This is a genomic window from Paenibacillus koleovorans NBRC 103111 (assembly GCF_004000845.1).
Taxonomy (GTDB): Bacteria; Bacillota; Bacilli; order Paenibacillales; family NBRC-103111; genus Paenibacillus_AA; species Paenibacillus_AA koleovorans.
In genome coordinates this window covers 1-14,518 of the sequence record NZ_BIMA01000085.1, presented here as the reverse complement: position 1 = coordinate 14,518, position 14,518 = coordinate 1, and the positions used below count along the sequence as shown (strand labels likewise).

General features: G+C 55.7%; 14 protein-coding genes. 9 read left to right on the top strand and 5 right to left on the bottom strand.

Features of this window, described 5'->3' with window-relative positions; genetic code table 11:
- Positions 1 to 49 precede the first annotated feature (49 nt).
- Positions 50 to 883 carry a helix-turn-helix transcriptional regulator gene (locus PKO02S_RS23125; protein ID WP_127586626.1) on the bottom strand — a complete coding sequence of 278 codons (834 nt, stop codon included), beginning with the start codon at positions 881 to 883 and terminating at the stop codon, positions 50 to 52.
- Between the two features lie 152 nt (positions 884 to 1,035).
- On the opposite strand from PKO02S_RS23125, the gene PKO02S_RS23120 reads away from it, so the two are divergent.
- The 3 genes from PKO02S_RS23120 (at position 1,036) to PKO02S_RS23110 (ending at position 3,777) form a co-directional block, all read left to right on the top strand.
- A complete protein-coding gene (locus PKO02S_RS23120; RefSeq protein ID WP_164821623.1) occupies positions 1,036 to 1,752 on the top strand; it encodes a phytanoyl-CoA dioxygenase family protein in 717 nt (238 codons plus the stop codon).
- Between the two features lie 94 nt (positions 1,753 to 1,846).
- The gene (locus PKO02S_RS23115) at positions 1,847 to 3,232 is read left to right on the top strand and encodes an FAD-binding protein (RefSeq protein WP_127586658.1); all 1,386 of its coding nucleotides are present in this window, start codon (positions 1,847 to 1,849) and stop codon (positions 3,230 to 3,232) included.
- Positions 3,229 to 3,777, top strand: a complete 549-nt coding sequence (locus PKO02S_RS23110; RefSeq protein ID WP_127586622.1) for an MFS transporter — start codon at positions 3,229 to 3,231, stop codon at positions 3,775 to 3,777. The genes PKO02S_RS23115 and PKO02S_RS23110 overlap by 4 nt, the downstream gene beginning before the upstream one ends.
- A gap of 21 nt (positions 3,778 to 3,798) precedes the next feature.
- On the opposite strand, the gene gerQ is transcribed toward PKO02S_RS23110, so the two are convergent.
- Positions 3,799 to 4,245: a spore coat protein GerQ gene (gerQ, locus tag PKO02S_RS23105; RefSeq protein WP_373865234.1), complete on the bottom strand. Its 447-nt coding sequence runs from the start codon at positions 4,243 to 4,245 to the stop codon at positions 3,799 to 3,801.
- A 358-nt stretch (positions 4,246 to 4,603) separates the two neighbouring features.
- Between gerQ and cyoE the strand changes: the two genes are divergently transcribed.
- The 3 genes from cyoE (at position 4,604) to PKO02S_RS23085 (ending at position 7,218) form a co-directional block, all read left to right on the top strand.
- Positions 4,604 to 5,563, top strand: coding sequence for a heme o synthase (cyoE, locus tag PKO02S_RS23095; protein ID WP_127586620.1), 960 nt, complete (start codon positions 4,604 to 4,606; stop codon positions 5,561 to 5,563).
- Between the two features lie 87 nt (positions 5,564 to 5,650).
- A complete protein-coding gene (locus PKO02S_RS23090) occupies positions 5,651 to 6,265 on the top strand; it encodes an SCO family protein (protein WP_164821622.1) in 615 nt (204 codons plus the stop codon).
- 29 nt (positions 6,266 to 6,294) lie between these two features.
- On the top strand, positions 6,295 to 7,218 hold the full coding sequence (locus tag PKO02S_RS23085; RefSeq protein WP_127586617.1) for an AEC family transporter: 924 nt from the start codon (positions 6,295 to 6,297) through the stop codon (positions 7,216 to 7,218).
- 42 nt (positions 7,219 to 7,260) lie between these two features.
- Here the strand turns inward: PKO02S_RS23085 and PKO02S_RS23080 are convergent, their stop codons facing one another.
- The 3 genes from PKO02S_RS23080 to PKO02S_RS23070 all read right to left on the bottom strand — a co-directional run bounded on the left by PKO02S_RS23080 (position 7,261) and on the right by PKO02S_RS23070 (position 10,389).
- Complete coding sequence (locus PKO02S_RS23080; protein ID WP_127586615.1) at positions 7,261 to 7,611, bottom strand: toprim domain-containing protein; 351 nt, start codon at positions 7,609 to 7,611, stop codon at positions 7,261 to 7,263.
- A gap of 91 nt (positions 7,612 to 7,702) precedes the next feature.
- Positions 7,703 to 9,043, bottom strand: a complete 1,341-nt coding sequence (locus tag PKO02S_RS23075) for a TrkH family potassium uptake protein (RefSeq protein WP_127586613.1) — start codon at positions 9,041 to 9,043, stop codon at positions 7,703 to 7,705.
- A gap of 143 nt (positions 9,044 to 9,186) precedes the next feature.
- Positions 9,187 to 10,389: an MFS transporter gene (locus PKO02S_RS23070; RefSeq protein WP_127586611.1), complete on the bottom strand. Its 1,203-nt coding sequence runs from the start codon at positions 10,387 to 10,389 to the stop codon at positions 9,187 to 9,189.
- Positions 10,390 to 10,579: 190 nt separating this feature from the next.
- Between PKO02S_RS23070 and PKO02S_RS23065 the strand changes: the two genes are divergently transcribed.
- The 3 genes from PKO02S_RS23065 to PKO02S_RS23055 all read left to right on the top strand — a co-directional run bounded on the left by PKO02S_RS23065 (position 10,580) and on the right by PKO02S_RS23055 (position 14,385).
- Positions 10,580 to 11,014, top strand: coding sequence for a hypothetical protein (locus tag PKO02S_RS23065; protein WP_127586607.1), 435 nt, complete (start codon positions 10,580 to 10,582; stop codon positions 11,012 to 11,014).
- A 51-nt stretch (positions 11,015 to 11,065) separates the two neighbouring features.
- Positions 11,066 to 12,226, top strand: a complete 1,161-nt coding sequence (locus PKO02S_RS23060; RefSeq protein ID WP_127586606.1) for a transglutaminase domain-containing protein — start codon at positions 11,066 to 11,068, stop codon at positions 12,224 to 12,226.
- Between the two features lie 116 nt (positions 12,227 to 12,342).
- Complete coding sequence (locus tag PKO02S_RS23055) at positions 12,343 to 14,385, top strand: peptidoglycan D,D-transpeptidase FtsI family protein (RefSeq protein WP_127586604.1); 2,043 nt, start codon at positions 12,343 to 12,345, stop codon at positions 14,383 to 14,385.
- The last annotated feature ends 133 nt before the right edge of the window (positions 14,386 to 14,518 follow it).

The window sequence follows — 14,518 nt, the reverse complement described above, 5'->3', positions numbered from 1 at the left end:
CAAATAACGAGCCATCACCTTATTTTCTCTCCCGCCCACATCGGCATCCTCACGTCCCCCGCAAATTGCGGAATTCGCGCGGGCTCATGCCGCGGTATTCCTTGAACACCTTGGTGAAGTAGCTCGAGGAGCCGAAGCCGCACTCCAGAGCGATATCCGTGATGGCGCGGCTCGTATCCCGCAGCATGCCGCTGGCGAATTGCAGCCGAAGCCGCGAGCGGAACTCGTTCGGCGTCAGGCCGGTCAGCGCCTTGAATTTTGTGTAGAATCCGGTCTTGCGCAGCCGCGTTCGGCGAATCAACAGGTCGATATCAAAATTGTCCGCCCAATGCTCGATCATATAGTCGATGGCGCCAACAAGACTGACAAAGACGGGATCTGTGCCCGAGTCAGGTGTCAATTCGGCATAGTAGCGATGCACATGCACGAGGATCTGCAGCAGCAGTGCGTAGTGCTGGACCTCCCAGTTCGGCGCGGAAGTGCGCTCTTCCTCTAGCGCCAGCAGCGCGAGGCGCTGAATGGCGGCGGCATGCGGGGAAGCGGCCGGGATGAGGGGGGAGACGTCGGTCCGGTAGAAGGGTGTCAACAGCGTGTACCCGCGCGCGACGGAGCCGATGATCGCCGGCGCGAACAGCACCATCGCCCAGCGGGCAGGCTGCCCCGCCTCCAGCGTCAAGTTCCAATGCGGCTCGAACGGCCGGATCAAGAAAATATCCCCCGGCTCCGCCACATATTCGCGGTCGGGAAGCGGATATCTCATCCGCCGGTCGAGCGGGATGCTGATCTCCAGCGCATCGTGAAAATGCTTCTCATGCTCGGTATACTCGGCTATTTTCTCCTCGATTTGGTAGCCTCTCTGTAGCCGGATGTCGGTATATTGCATGCCCTATCCTCCCCAGCGCCACGATCTTTTCCTTAAGCATAGCATGCTCCATCCGCGAACAAAATTGTTATTTTTCCCGGCCCAATTGAAAGTAACCACTCCCCCTCTTGCGCTACAATGACGGTAATACAGGAATGGAGGTTGAATCGCTAATGACGAAGAGAACGCAGTTCGTACTGACGGATGAGATGGTGGAGCAGTTTTATCGGGAAGGGTATTTCTATGCGCCGGGGTTCCTGAACCAGGAAACGGTCGATGCGATCAATAGGGAAAATGAGGATTTCGCCAATGCGGAGAGCGACGGCCGCTGGAAAAGCAAGGCGATCGTCAAGGTGGAGGAGGAGAAGGCGTCTTATCCGGAGACAACGGGGTTTCTGACCGATCCTGAGATCGTCAGTGTATTTGAGCGAATTGTGGGCGACGAGGTTCGTTTGTGGATGGGCATGTATGCCGTCGTGGCGCCGCAAGGCAACGGGCTCGAATGGCATCAGGATAACCAGTACACGCATATTCTCGGCCATATGCTGAACGGCTTCATCGCCTTGGATACGATCACGCAGCAAAATGCGGGCTTATGGCTCGCGCCGGGCTCTCATCTGCTCGGAAGGCTGCCGAACTTGAACGAAGGCGAGGGGCACAAACGGGCCGCCGATCCGCCGAACGGCATGCCTTGCCCTCCGATGTCGCCGGGAGACGCTGTGTTTTTCCACCGGGAGACGCTCCACCACAGCAAAAAAAACCATACGGACAAACCGCGCCGCGCCTATGCCTTCCAAGTAGCCTCCACCGTGTGTCGCTATGCGAAAACCGGCAAGCTGCTTGAAGATCGGGTGTTGCTCTCCCAGTATCGCCAAGGTGTGGTAAAATAGGGAAAACGGGTTGCCGGGAGGGGACGCATTGAAGGATCGCGGGAAAAAGGCGGCAGCTCTGGCGCTGCTGCTGGGCCTGTGCCTATACGTCTACATGGCGACCGATGCGCCAGACCAGAATCCTTACTTGATCACGGACTACAGCCGGCTGCGGCCAGTTAAGGTCGACCGGGTCGTGCCCGGCCATGAAGAGGATCAGCTCGTCGAGCTCGTCCGTGAAGCGAAGGCCAAGGGATTGACCCTCTCGATCGCGGGACAGCGTCACAGTCAAGGCGGACACACGTACTACAAGGACGGTATCATGGTCGATATGACCTCGTTCAATCGTATTCTGGACGTCGATCCCGCACGTCGCACGATCCGGGTTCAAGCAGGGGCGACGTGGGAAGACGTCCAAGAAGCGGTGAATCCATACGGACTTTCCGTTAAAGTGATGCAGTCGCAAAATATTTTTACGGTCGGCGGCTCGATCAGCATCAATGCGCATGGACGCGATATTCGCAGCGGATCGCTGATCAAAAGCGTCGAATCGTTCCGACTGTTGCTCGCAGACGGCACGATTCAGACGGTCAGCCGATCGGAAAACGAGGATCTGTTCCCTCTTGCGCTCGGCGGTTACGGTCTGTTCGGCATCATCCTGGACGTCACCCTTACGCTGACCGAGGACGAGCTGTACCGGATTGAAACCGAACCTGTGACGACGGCCGATTACAGCGAGTACTTCGCCAATAAGGTTCAGGCGGACCCTCAGATCAGGCAGCATTTGGCCCGGATTTCCGTTGCGCCGGACAGCTTCCTGACCGAGATAGTGGCGATCAACTACCGGCTGGAAAACAAGGAGCCTCTGGGACCCTACCGGAAGCTGAAGGCCGGCGATCAAGGCGTGCTGCCGAGCAAGCTGCTGTTTCAGCTGAACCGTTCGTCGGATTGGGGCAAAAACGTATTTTGGCAAACTCAGCATAAATATTACGACAGCCTTCAAGGCGATCTGATCAGTCGAAACAACGCTATGCGTTCGAAGTCGGCGTTTATGGAGTATACGGCTGCTTCAAGCCACGATTTGTTGCAGGAATACTTTATTCCAGTGGATCGATTCGCGGATTTCGTCTCGGCGGTGGGACCTATACTCCAGGAGGAACGGCTCAATCTGCTGAATATTACCGTGAGGTACGTACAAGAGGATCGGGAGTCGCTGCTCTCCTATGCTGCGAAAGACAGCTTTGCGCTAGTGTGCTTGTTTCATTTGCCGATCACCTCCGAGGGACAGGCTCGAAGCCAAAAAGCTATTCAACGTCTTCTCGATGCAGTGATCGACCATCATGGTACGTACTACTTGCCGTATGCGCCTTTCCCGAGTCTGGAGCAATTTCGCGCCGTCTATCCTCAAGAAAAGTCGTTTTTCGAGAAAAAGCGGCTGTACGACCCTGGGGGGTTGTTCCGCAGCTATTTCTATGAAGAATATAAGGGGGACGACCGATGAATTTGCGCTGGCTGATCCGCTCGCAAAGCTTGGCCACTCTAGCGGCGGGGATGATCTATCCATACTATTTGCTCTTTCTTAAGAACCTCGGCAACAGCTATTCGAAATATGGTCTTGCGTTCGCGGTATTTACGGTGTGCTCGGCGGCGGCTTCGCAATGGCTGGGGGCGCGACTGGATCGTTCGGGCCAACAGCTGCTTGCGCTGTCCAATATCGGCATGATGCTTGCCATGCTGCTGTTCCCGTGGGTCTATTCCTACTGGGTCGTACTTGCCCTGCAAGCGGGAATGGGCGTGTGCAATGCGATGCAGCGCATGAGCGAGAAAGTGTTGCTGGCGGACGAGACGGAGGCGGGCGCACGAGGCGAACCGATCGGCACCTATCATTTCTGGACCTCGATCGCTTCCGGGTTCGCCGTTGTGGCGGGTGGTTTCTTGATCGACTGGCTCACGATCGATGTATTGTTTTATGGCAGCGCGCTGTTGTACGGGGGAAGTGCATGGCTTGTCCACAAACATATTCGACTAAAGGCGCGGTCCCGTTAGAGGACGGCGCCTTTGCCGTCGTTAGATGTCTTGCCGATGCGGGTAGGCGTAGTTCAGCTCGCCGTCGAATTGGGCGTAGTCCAGGTTCACCATGAGCAGCAAAGTGCGGACGCCGGTGGCGGGATCGCTGATGATGATGTGGTCGCGGCCGGCCGCTTCAAGCCTGCCCTTGAAGATTTTGGCGTTCCAGTCCTTGTTGTTCTCGTACGTCATGTAGAATGTACCGATCTTGCCCAGGTTCAGGCGAAGAATGTTCTCGATGTAGGACTCTTCTTGCAGAATGCCTTGCACGGGTGGAGGACCGCCGGGAATTGTGCTCCCGCTTGGGGCGTAATAGCCGGCGACGCCTTGTTGAGGGACTTGCGGCTTCTGCTGTTGATAAACCGGCTGCATATAAGGCATCATGTTGCGGTAGTCGGCGTACACCGGATACCAAGGAAATGCTTGAACATCTTGATAATAGGACATGATGATGGAAAGCCTCCTATGATTTTAAAATGTTCCGTACACGCTGGGTAATCTTCTTGTGTCGGACAGAAAAAGCAATGGTTTTTCCAACGTCCGGAGTTCGGTTGATTGTACCAGGTCGGGGGACAGCTGCCGTCTAGGCTGAAAACTACATATTCATCATATTGGGCCGATGCCCGATTGGTGACAGTCTTGTTAAGAATACGGGTGCGCGTTCGACAATTTTATGAACTCGTCTTCCGTTTTGTTGTCAAATGTTCGACAGGTTGATATGATAAGATAGGTTTAAAAGAATGGATTCTTTGGACGAAACGGTCCGAGTGTGGATAAGGTTCCGATATTTAGGAGGTAGTACAAGATGGACAAACCGCTCCAGATGGAAGGTTCGCTCAGCGTCGACGAACAGGCTGCGCTCGAGGTCCAGGAGCTTCTTGCGGTGCCCCGCAAGGCTACGATTCGCGATTATGTCAACCTGGCCAAGCCGGGCATTTTATTTTCCAATTTGATTGCCGCGTTCGGCGGATATTGGGTAGGCTGGGGCTCGTCCGGCGAGACGTTCAGCTACTTGACGCTATTGTTTACGATGGTCGGAACGGCGTTGGTCATGGCTTCCGGCTGTGTGCTGAACAATTATCTCGATCGCGACATGGACACGAAGATGTCACGGACCCAGAAGCGTGCGCTGCCTACAGGCGTCGTGACGCCGAACCAGGTGTTGATCTACGGCATAGTGCTCGGAGTGATCGGTCTGACGATGTTGTTCTTCTTCGCCAATCCGCTGGCCGCTTTGCTTGGTGTGGTAGGCTTACTCGTTTATGTGTGGATATACACCGCTTGGTTGAAGCGCACTTCTACGTTCAGTACTTCGGTCGGCGCCATCTCCGGTGCCATGCCTCCGGTAATCGGCTATTGCGCAGTTACCCAAGAGCTTGACGCAGGCGCGTGGATTTTGTTCGGCATCTTGTTCCTCTGGCAGCCGCCTCATTTCTGGGCGCTCGGTATGCGCCGCAAGGAAGAGTACCGCGCCGCAGGGTATCCGCTGCTGCCCGTTGTATACGGCGATCATATTACGAAAATTCATATGATTCGCTATTTGGTAATGCTGGTGCCGGTGTCGCTCATGCTGTATCTGTACGGTTATGTGGGCGAAATTTATTTGCTTACCGCAACGGTGCTGGGTTTGATCTGGGTGTTCCTCGGCTTTATGGGCTTCAAAACCAAGGACGACGACACCTGGGCGAAGCGCATGTTCGTATATTCGATCAACTATTTGCCGATTTTGTTTATCGTGATGATTCTGGATACGGTCCGCGTGTAGGCGGGACGTTCCGACCTATCATTCGAATCAAGCCCCATGTGGGCTTCTTTTTTTACCGGAATTTGCGTTGGGAGGGAGATGGACAGGATGAAAGAGTTTGTGATGAAGCATTGGTTCAAAGGGGTGGCGGCTGCGGCTGTTATTGCGATTGCAGCGGTGCTGGTACTCAATACGACGGTGACGAGCGGAGGCAAGCTGCCGGTCATCAAGAAGGCGCCGGACTTCAAGCTTGAGAGCTCGGACGGGACGCAGGCGGGGTTGGCCGACTCGAACGGCAAAATTCGACTCGTTTATTTCTTCTGGTCGACTTGCCCGGATATTTGCCAACCGACGACCTACGAGCTGTCGAAGGTGCAGGAGGAGCTGCAGAAGGAAGGGATGATGGGGACGGACGTCGCCATGTATTCCATTTCCTTCGATCCGGACAAAGATACGGCGAAGCAGCTGGCGTCCTATTCGACCCGGTTCCAGAAAGATACGACAAACTGGAAGTTCCTGCGCGGCGAAGAGAAGGCGATGCGGGACTTGGCTAATTCTTATGCGGTGAGTGTGTACAAAAATCCGGACGGCACGTTCCTCCATACGAACTCGATCGCTCTAGTGGACCGTGACGGCAACATTCGCAAATATATTACTTCGGATGACAATGGATCGATTGTCAACTACAAAGATATCGTCAAGTACGTCAAGCAGCTAAAGTAAGGCTAGCCAGAAAAGAGGATTTGAGCAACGTGACTTATTTTGTTTATATTTTGCTCAACAACATTGTCCCGCTCAGTCTTATGATTGCAGCGGGCATTGCATTGGGCCGCATTTTCAAATTGGATATCAAGACGCTGTCGAAGCTGAACTTTTACTTGTTTGCCCCCTGCATCATGTTCCTGATGCTGTTTGAATCGGCAATATCGCTTGCCGTCATGCTTCAAGTGCTGCTGTTTTTCTGCATCTTTTTCATCGGGATGTTTGTCCTGACGGAGATCGTGATTCGAATTCGCCGGTATAAGGGCGGGATGAAGAGTGCGATGCGGAACAGCGTTATTTTCTACAACAGCGCCAACTATGCGATTCCGCTCAATCAGCTCGTCTTCGTGAACGATCCGTTCACCCTGTCGATCCAGATCATCATCATGATGATGCAGAGCTTGCTGCCCAATACATACGGAATCTATAGCGTGAATGCGCATCGGCAGAAATTGAAGGATACGCTGAAGACGATCGCCTCGATGCCGACGATCTACATTATCCCGCTCGCGCTGTGCATGCGCTGGCTGCATATTCCGGTGCCGGGGCCGATCTATGTGACGATCAACTATGTGGGGGACGGGTTCATCGCAACGGCGCTGCTGACGCTGGGGGTTCAGCTAGGAAGTATGAAGTGGAGCTTGAGGCTGGCCGATATTATGATCTCGAATGCACTGAGGCTGTGCATCGGCCCTCTGCTCGGATTCGGCCTTGTATTGGCGCTCGGCATAACCGGCGATATGGCCAAGGCGCTCGTCCTGTCCTGCGCCGTGCCGACATCGCTCAACAGCGTGCTGCTTGCCGTGGAGTTCGACAATGAACCCGAGTTTGCCTCGCAAGCGGTGTTTTCCTCCACGGTGTTCAGCATTTTTACGGTTACGTTTGTCATTTATTTACTCCAATATGTTGGATAGCAAATATATGACGTTTGTCATTTATTTGCTCCAATATGTGGGTTAAGCGAGCGTTTCAGGAGGCGGGTATTGGATGTAAGCATCCAGTCCCGCCTTTTCCAATTGCTGCACGATGTACTCGTCGGGGGTGCCTTCTACGCCGGCGTAGCCCCGCCTCGTATAGATCTGCTCCGCCTCCGGATAGGCGTCGCGCAGAATGCCCCGAATCCGCTTGCCAGATGGATCGTTGTCCGTGAACAGGAATACCTCGCGGTCGCCGATTTGTTTTTTGAGCTTTTCCAGCTTCTCCGTGCTTAATGTTCCATAGGTGCACAGGATCATAATTTGATCGGACAGCAGCCGCTTCAGACGGCTTTTGTCATTTTTACCTTCGACAATGATGGCGATTGGCATGGGGCTCACCTACACTCTGCAGTGAATTTAACGTCATAAACTGTCGGTACTATTCCCCGGGAAATGTCGGAATGTGGAATCGCCGCGAAGCCTAACCAATATATATGGTTCCTTTCGGATAGCGGTATAATTCCTTGCTTACTTTGGATTGCAGGGCATAAGCCAGCGTCAGAGGACCAAGCCGTCCCAGAAACATAATGATGATAATGATGAGCTTGCCGGTGATCGTCAGCTCCTGGGTCAAGCCCATGCTAAGTCCGACCGTACCGAAAGCCGACGTCGTCTCGAACAAGATCGCCAAAAACGGAGCATCCTGCGTCAGCGACAAAATCATCGTAGCGATCGTCACGACGAACACTGCCAGAATGGTAATTGTAAGCGCCTTGTATACTTGCTCCTTCGGAATCGTATTACGGAACATGACGACATCTTCCCGGCCGCGCATCATCGTGACTACTGCTCCGAGCAGAATGACGAACGTGGTGATGCGGATCCCGCCCCCGGTCGAACCAGGCGCTGCGCCGATAAACATCATGAGCATCATGAAAAATTGCGTGCCTTGGCGCATGGCCGAAATGTCGATCGTATTCGTGCCGGAGGAGCGCAGGCTGACGGACGAGAAGAAGGAGGCCAGCACCTTGCTGCCTTCATGGAGCGGGCCAAGCGTTCCGATGTTCGTATACTCGAAGACGAAAACGACGAGTGCGCCGAGCATGATCAGGATGCCGGTCGCCGACAGGACGATTTTGGCATGCAGCGAAAGCTTGCGCTTCTCCTTGTACTCGATCAGCTCGGACATGACGATGAAGCCGATGCCGCCGGACACGATGAGAATCATCGAGACGACGTTCAGCACTACATCCTCGACGAATGGAGTCATGCCGCGGAACTCGCCGAACAGCTCGAAGCCGGCGTTGTTGAACAGCGAGACGGAATGAAAAATCCCATGGTAAATCGCTCGGCCTAATGGCATATCGTTCGACCAATAAGCGGCAAAGACTAGCGCTGCGACTCCTTCCATGGTCAGGGCGTAGAACAGGACGCGTCTAGTCAGCCTTACGACGCCTTGCATGTCGTTCTGGTTCATCGCTTCCTTCAGAATCAGCCGCTCGCGCAGGGAGATTTTCCGGCGAAGCAGCAAGGCGACCCAGGTGGCCGCCGTCATGAAGCCGATGCCGCCGAGCTGGACGAGAATCAGGATGACTGCTTGCCCGAACACGGTAAAGTCGTTCAGCGTGTCCTTGACGACGAGTCCGGTCACGCACGCGGCCGAAGTGGCGGTGAAAAAGGCATCGATGATGGAAATATGCTTCCCTTCGTGAATGGAGATCGGTAAAGCCAGGAAGATTGTCCCCAAGAGGATCAAGGTGGCGAAGCCGAGCGCCATGATCCGTGGGGGGGTTAATTTTTTGCCGGGAGACCGTGAATTCATCATTTCACCTCGTTACTACTCAGTTTAGCGAATTGGCGCGACGTAATCCAGCGAGATCGATCCATTTTCGGCAAAATAAAAAACGGCTGCCATTAAGGCGCACCGTCAGCAAGTGTGTGCTTATGGAAGAGGCAGAGTTTCTGCTAGCTTTCGAGTATCGGGGCCGGCTTGCGGAATCTGTTCGGGGAGAGCATCAGAAGGGCCAGCATCAAGAACAGGAAGGCGATGAAGTAGGAGCTGATCATGCCTCTGAATTGTCCGGCCAGCACGGGACCGATGAAGGCGCCGACGGAGAAGGACACGGAGAGCAGCGAGAAGACGCGGCCGTAGCGGCTGGCGCTGGAAACGCTGGCCAGCAGGGTGGCCATAGCCGGGAAAATGATGCCTTTGGCCATGCCGACCAGGAAGAGCGACCCCGCGATCGGAATCGGCCATTGCACCGCCAAGCCGAAGAAAATGAGCGCCAGGCACAATGCGCCGATCACGGTACGGTTGTAGGGAGAGAACCGGTTCAGAAACAACAGGCTTAATGTAGTCAGCGCCCCGAGGCTGACCATCGAGAACAGCAAGCCGGACGTCATAATGGATTGCTGGGCTACCTTGGTGAGCGGCAGCTCGAAGAACAGGATGCCTTGCGAGCAAGAGAGCGCCATCGGGATGCCGAAGAACAGCCATGGAATCGATCCTTTGGTCTCGGGATCGAGGGCGGCGTCATGGGCGGAAGCTGGCAGTGGGGCATGATGGTGGTGATGGCTCACGCCTTGGGCGGCATGGCCTGAATCGGCTGCTGCGGCCGGCGCGCGCTCTTCTTTAATACCAAATATTGCCAATATGCCGATCGCCATCAATGCCCAGCCGAGGTACGTGAACGACGTCGTGAAGCCGAGTTTGCCGACCAGAAAAGCGCCGACGGCTGGCGAAATAACGGATGCCAACGTATGGACAAGGCCGTTGCCGGCCATCAGCTTGCCTTGATGCGTCCGGTCCCTGCCGAGCTTCGCCAGCATCGCCATACACGCGGGCGAGAGGAAGGCGAGCACGAAGCCGCTGATCGAGCGAATCCAGAGCAACTGCCACGGGTCGGTGACCTGCGATTGGTAGACCAGAATGATGCCGGCGGCGATGAGGCTGATCCGGATGAACCATTTGCTCCCGAACCGGTCGACTCCGACTCCGGCGAGCAGGTTGCCCGGCAAATGCGTAATCGAGTATACGCCCATAATCCAGCCGATAAACGTCGGCGCGGCTCCCAGCGAGAGCGCGAACGGCGTCAGGATCGGGTATTGCGCATGCAGGTCGAAAAACGCTACGAACATGAACAAATAAAGCCATATTGCCGTTTTCACCTTTCATCCACCCGTTTCCGTTGCAGGTTGCGCACTTGTACATGCGTTCTTCACTACTTGTACGTAGGGACGGGCCGGGATAGTCCATTTTTTTGGGCGGCGGACAAAAAAAGGGTGAATTCCGCCGAAGGCGTATAGTATGATGGATGTGGAATTCGCACATAACGATAGATAGGAAGGGTGTTCTCAGTTGGATCAATTGACCGCGTTTCTGCAGGACCGATGGATCGTCATCGTCGTTGCACTGGTAGTTCTATTCCTGGTGATCAAGATCGTCAAGACCGTCGTCAAATGGGTGATCGTGCTGGCGGTGCTGGCCGGTCTGTTCTATTATGGAGCTTCGTACACCGACAAGCTGAAAGAGCTGGGCACGGAGGCGGTGAACGCGGCGAAGGACGCTGTCGCTTCGGCGAAGGACGAAGCGCTGCAGAAGCTGGCCGCGAAGGATGCGAAGTACACGGCTAACGCGGACGGCTCGTATACGGTAATAGCCGGGCAAGTGAAGCTGGAGGGCAAACCCGGTGTGAACGAAGTGAGCATCAGCGTGGCGGGTACGCCTTCGTTCAAGATTCCGCTCGACGACGCAGTAAAAGCGATTATCGAGGGAGCCAAGAAAAACGGCTGACGTTTCAATGTTCGTCGAATAGAGTAATGTATAGGCAAAGGGGGGAGCGGCATGAGCGGTTGGGGCGGTTGGTTCGAAGGCGGCATGAACTGGATCACGATCGGTCTGATCGCGCTTGTGCTCGCTTCCGTCGTGCAAGGGTATTTGCGGGGGGCGTCGGGTTCGGCGCAATCGTTTCTCTCGTTTGGCGCCGAAGGGGCGCTCACCGTGCTGAGCGCGCTGGCGGCTTGGCGGCTGGGCGCGTGGCTGTCGCCGCTCTTGCGGGACTGGCTGATTGCGCGGAACATCGTTATTCCAAGCGTTGGGGACTTGGGTTTCTTCCGTCAAGCGTATTACACGTTCGTGACGGGCGTCCGGGATTTCCCGCTGCTGCGGGGCGGTGTGCTCTTCCTGATCGGCTACGCGGCGATCAAGCAGCTGCTCTATTGGGGCTGGCGGGAGCTCGTCCACGCCGCCGGTTGGTTCCGCGGCCGGCCGCAGCAGCCGGCGGATGGACGCCGTACGCTGTGGAGCAGCGGGATCGGCGGCGGGATCGGCGTGCTGCTCGGCACAGGCCGAGCGTTGCTCGTCATTGCGGCGCTGTTCGTGTTCACATCGCTATTCCCTTCGTCGCAGTTTTCACGGTACGTGCAATCCTCAGGCATCTACACTACGGGAGCGAGCCAGGTCATAGCGCCTTTCTCCGGCGATTTCCTGCAGAAGCAGCTGCCGGTGCTCACCCAGGCGGTCGAGCAGGAATACAAGAAGATTTTGCAGCGCAAGTACGAGGTGCTCGATGCCAAAATTCCGGCCGATATCGCGGAAGCTGCCAAGGCGGTGGTCGAGGGGAAAGCTTCCGATGAGGCGAAGGCTCGCGCGCTGTATCAATGGGTCGGAACCCGCGTCCGGTACGATTGGGATAAGGTGGAGCAGTACGAGACGCGAGGCATATGGAAGGAACAGACGCCGGAGGACACGTTCGCGACGAAGCTGGGCGTCTGCATCGACTATTCGCGGCTATACAGCGTGATGGCCCGGGCGGTTGGGCTGGAAGTGAAGGTCGTCACCGGCCGAGGCTACGACGGTCGAGGCAGCTATGGACCGCACGCCTGGAACGAGGTGTATCTCCGAGAACGCGCGGAATGGGTGCCGCTCGATTCCACATGGGTGTCCAGCGGAGGCAACTGGTTCGATACGCCGAATTTTGAGGATACGCATATACGCGATGTTTAGCAGGCAGCCGCCCGATCGGGGCGGTTTTTTGTTTGGTTGTGCGATTTTCCATATAAAGAGGCGATATGGTAGAATGGAGGTTGTATTGATTTTCCAAGGATCGGAGCCGTTTTACAATGTCGACGCATGATGAAACCCAGGAGGAGCTGCACAAGAAACGCCATTTTTCGTTTCGGCTCAATTTGTTCTTCCTCTGCATCTTCGCGCTGTTCTCTCTTCTGATCGTTCGCCTCGCGCTGCTGCAGCTTGTGCATGGCCAAGAGCTGTCCGCGCAGGAAGGCAGCTTGAGCTCGAAGCACCATTCGATCCCGCCGATCCGGGGGACCATTTTCGACCAGAAGGGGTACCCGCTCGCCGAATCGATTTCCACTCAATCTCTCTTTTACTCCGTCGAGCCCGGCAATAAGGATAAAGACGCAATAATCGCGCTGGCTTATCGCATCGAGAAGCTGTTCGCGGACTATGGAGATCCCAAGAAAACGATAAGCGCTGAAGAGATTTTGCGCAGGATGGATGTCGGGTACAATCTCGAGAAGAAGGCGACCAAGGATCCAAGCTATTACTCGATCCCAAGGCGCATCAAGGCGGACTTGACCAATGCGGAAATTGCCTACATCTCCGAGCATCGGGACGAGCTGCCGGGCATGGAGGTGCAGGAGGAGAGCATCCGGCAATATAATGAGAAGACGATTGCGGTGCAGCTGGTCGGCTATCTGAAATCATTTTCCACGGCGCGTACGGACAAAAACCTTGCTTTTTACCGGGAAAAAGCGAAATCCACCTCCCTGACCGAGCAATATATGGACACCGAGGACGTCGGGTTCGACGGCATCGAGCTGTTGTACCAGGAGCAGCTTCGCGGCAGCAACGGTGTGAAGAGCTATCCGGTCAATGCCGCGGAGAAAATTATCGGACCTGTCTCGCTGATCAAGCCGGAGAAGGGCAACAATCTGTACTTGACGATCAACAAGGATGTGCAGCTGGAGACGGAAACGGCGATCATGGAGCATTTGAGCTATATCCGCAACCCCGCGCGCGATCGCTGGACGTATGCGCCTCATGCCATTACCGGGTATGCGGTGGCGATGGAGGTCGATACGGGCAAGGTGGTCGCTATGGCCAGCATGCCGGATTACGACCCGAACGTATGGAAGGGCGGCATTAGCCAGGAAGATTACGACCGGGTGAAATATTTTGTGGAGAACGGTACGATTCGCGAAGTGCGGCCGCCTTACAAGGAGCAAAAGGAGCTGAACCAGCATCCAACCTCGCTTGTCTACCTGGGCTCTACGATTAAGCCTTTGACGGTGTTGTTGGGGCTGAACGAGAAGCTGATGGGCATTTACGAGGAGTACAACGATACGGGAGTTTTCTACTACGGCAAGGACAATAAGGCTTCTCTGTCGAACTCGGAAGGCAAAGTGAACGGCAGGATCAATGCGGCTGCTGCCATTCAAGTTTCGTCCAATACGTATATGTCGGCGATGGTGGGGAACCGGCTATATTTTCGACCCAATACGAACGGGCTTCAGGTGTGGGACCAGTATATGGAGCGGTTCGGCTTGGGCGTCCTGACGGGGAGCGGGCTGCGCGGCGAGTATGCAGGGTTCAAGGAGTACCGGGAGACGGAGAAAAAATACGGCCCTCAGGCGGCGCTGATCCCGGCTTCCTGGGGCCAGATGGGCAAATACACGACGCTGCAGCTTGCGCAGTATGCGGCCATGCTCGGCAATCGCGGGAAACGGATGAAGCCTCTGTTCGTGGACCGTGTGACGACGTATGACGGGCAATGGGTGGAGAGTCCGCAGCCTCAGGTGCTGAACGTGGAGACGTTTCCGAAGGAGTATTGGGACACGGTGCAGAAAGGGATGGAGCTCGTCGGCAAACAAGGCTTCGGCGGGTTTCCGTACCGGGTCGCGTCCAAGACGGGAACCTCCACGCAGTCGGTGGCGGGCAAAGAGATCGACAACGCCGTGTTTATCGCCTATGCTCCGGCGGAGAAGCCGAAGCTGGCGGTGGCCGTCGTCATCCCCGAAGGCGGGTACGGCTCTTACGGAGCCGCTCCGATTGCGCGGCGTATCTTCGACGCCTACGATCGGGAGGTTGGGTTGACGGGGGCGCCGAATCCGAATGCGGGTGGGGCGGCAGGAGGGCTTTAGGGAGAAGCATGGACGGGAAGCGGGTCGTGCTGGTCGTGTGCTGCAAGCGGGAGGTTAGACAGAAGAGCAGGTAGAGGGCAGATAGACGGTCAGACGGGCAGTCTGGTTGTTGGGCAGGCTGAGGGTAGGTAGA

Coding starts and splice junctions, on each gene's coding strand:
- gerQ (WP_373865234.1), bottom strand. CDS start 4,245: ATGTCCTATTATCAAGATGTTCAAGCATTTCCTTGGTATCCGGTGTAC.
- PKO02S_RS23125 (WP_127586626.1), bottom strand. CDS start 883: ATGCAATATACCGACATCCGGCTACAGAGAGGCTACCAAATCGAGGAG.
- PKO02S_RS23080 (WP_127586615.1), bottom strand. CDS start 7,611: ATGCCAATCGCCATCATTGTCGAAGGTAAAAATGACAAAAGCCGTCTG.
- PKO02S_RS23075 (WP_127586613.1), bottom strand. CDS start 9,043: ATGAATTCACGGTCTCCCGGCAAAAAATTAACCCCCCCACGGATCATG.
- PKO02S_RS23120 (WP_164821623.1), top strand. CDS start 1,036: ATGACGAAGAGAACGCAGTTCGTACTGACGGATGAGATGGTGGAGCAG.
- cyoE (WP_127586620.1), top strand. CDS start 4,604: ATGGACAAACCGCTCCAGATGGAAGGTTCGCTCAGCGTCGACGAACAG.
- PKO02S_RS23110 (WP_127586622.1), top strand. CDS start 3,229: ATGAATTTGCGCTGGCTGATCCGCTCGCAAAGCTTGGCCACTCTAGCG.
- PKO02S_RS23060 (WP_127586606.1), top strand. CDS start 11,066: ATGAGCGGTTGGGGCGGTTGGTTCGAAGGCGGCATGAACTGGATCACG.
- PKO02S_RS23115 (WP_127586658.1), top strand. CDS start 1,847: ATGGCGACCGATGCGCCAGACCAGAATCCTTACTTGATCACGGACTAC.
- PKO02S_RS23055 (WP_127586604.1), top strand. CDS start 12,343: ATGTCGACGCATGATGAAACCCAGGAGGAGCTGCACAAGAAACGCCAT.
- PKO02S_RS23090 (WP_164821622.1), top strand. CDS start 5,651: ATGAAAGAGTTTGTGATGAAGCATTGGTTCAAAGGGGTGGCGGCTGCG.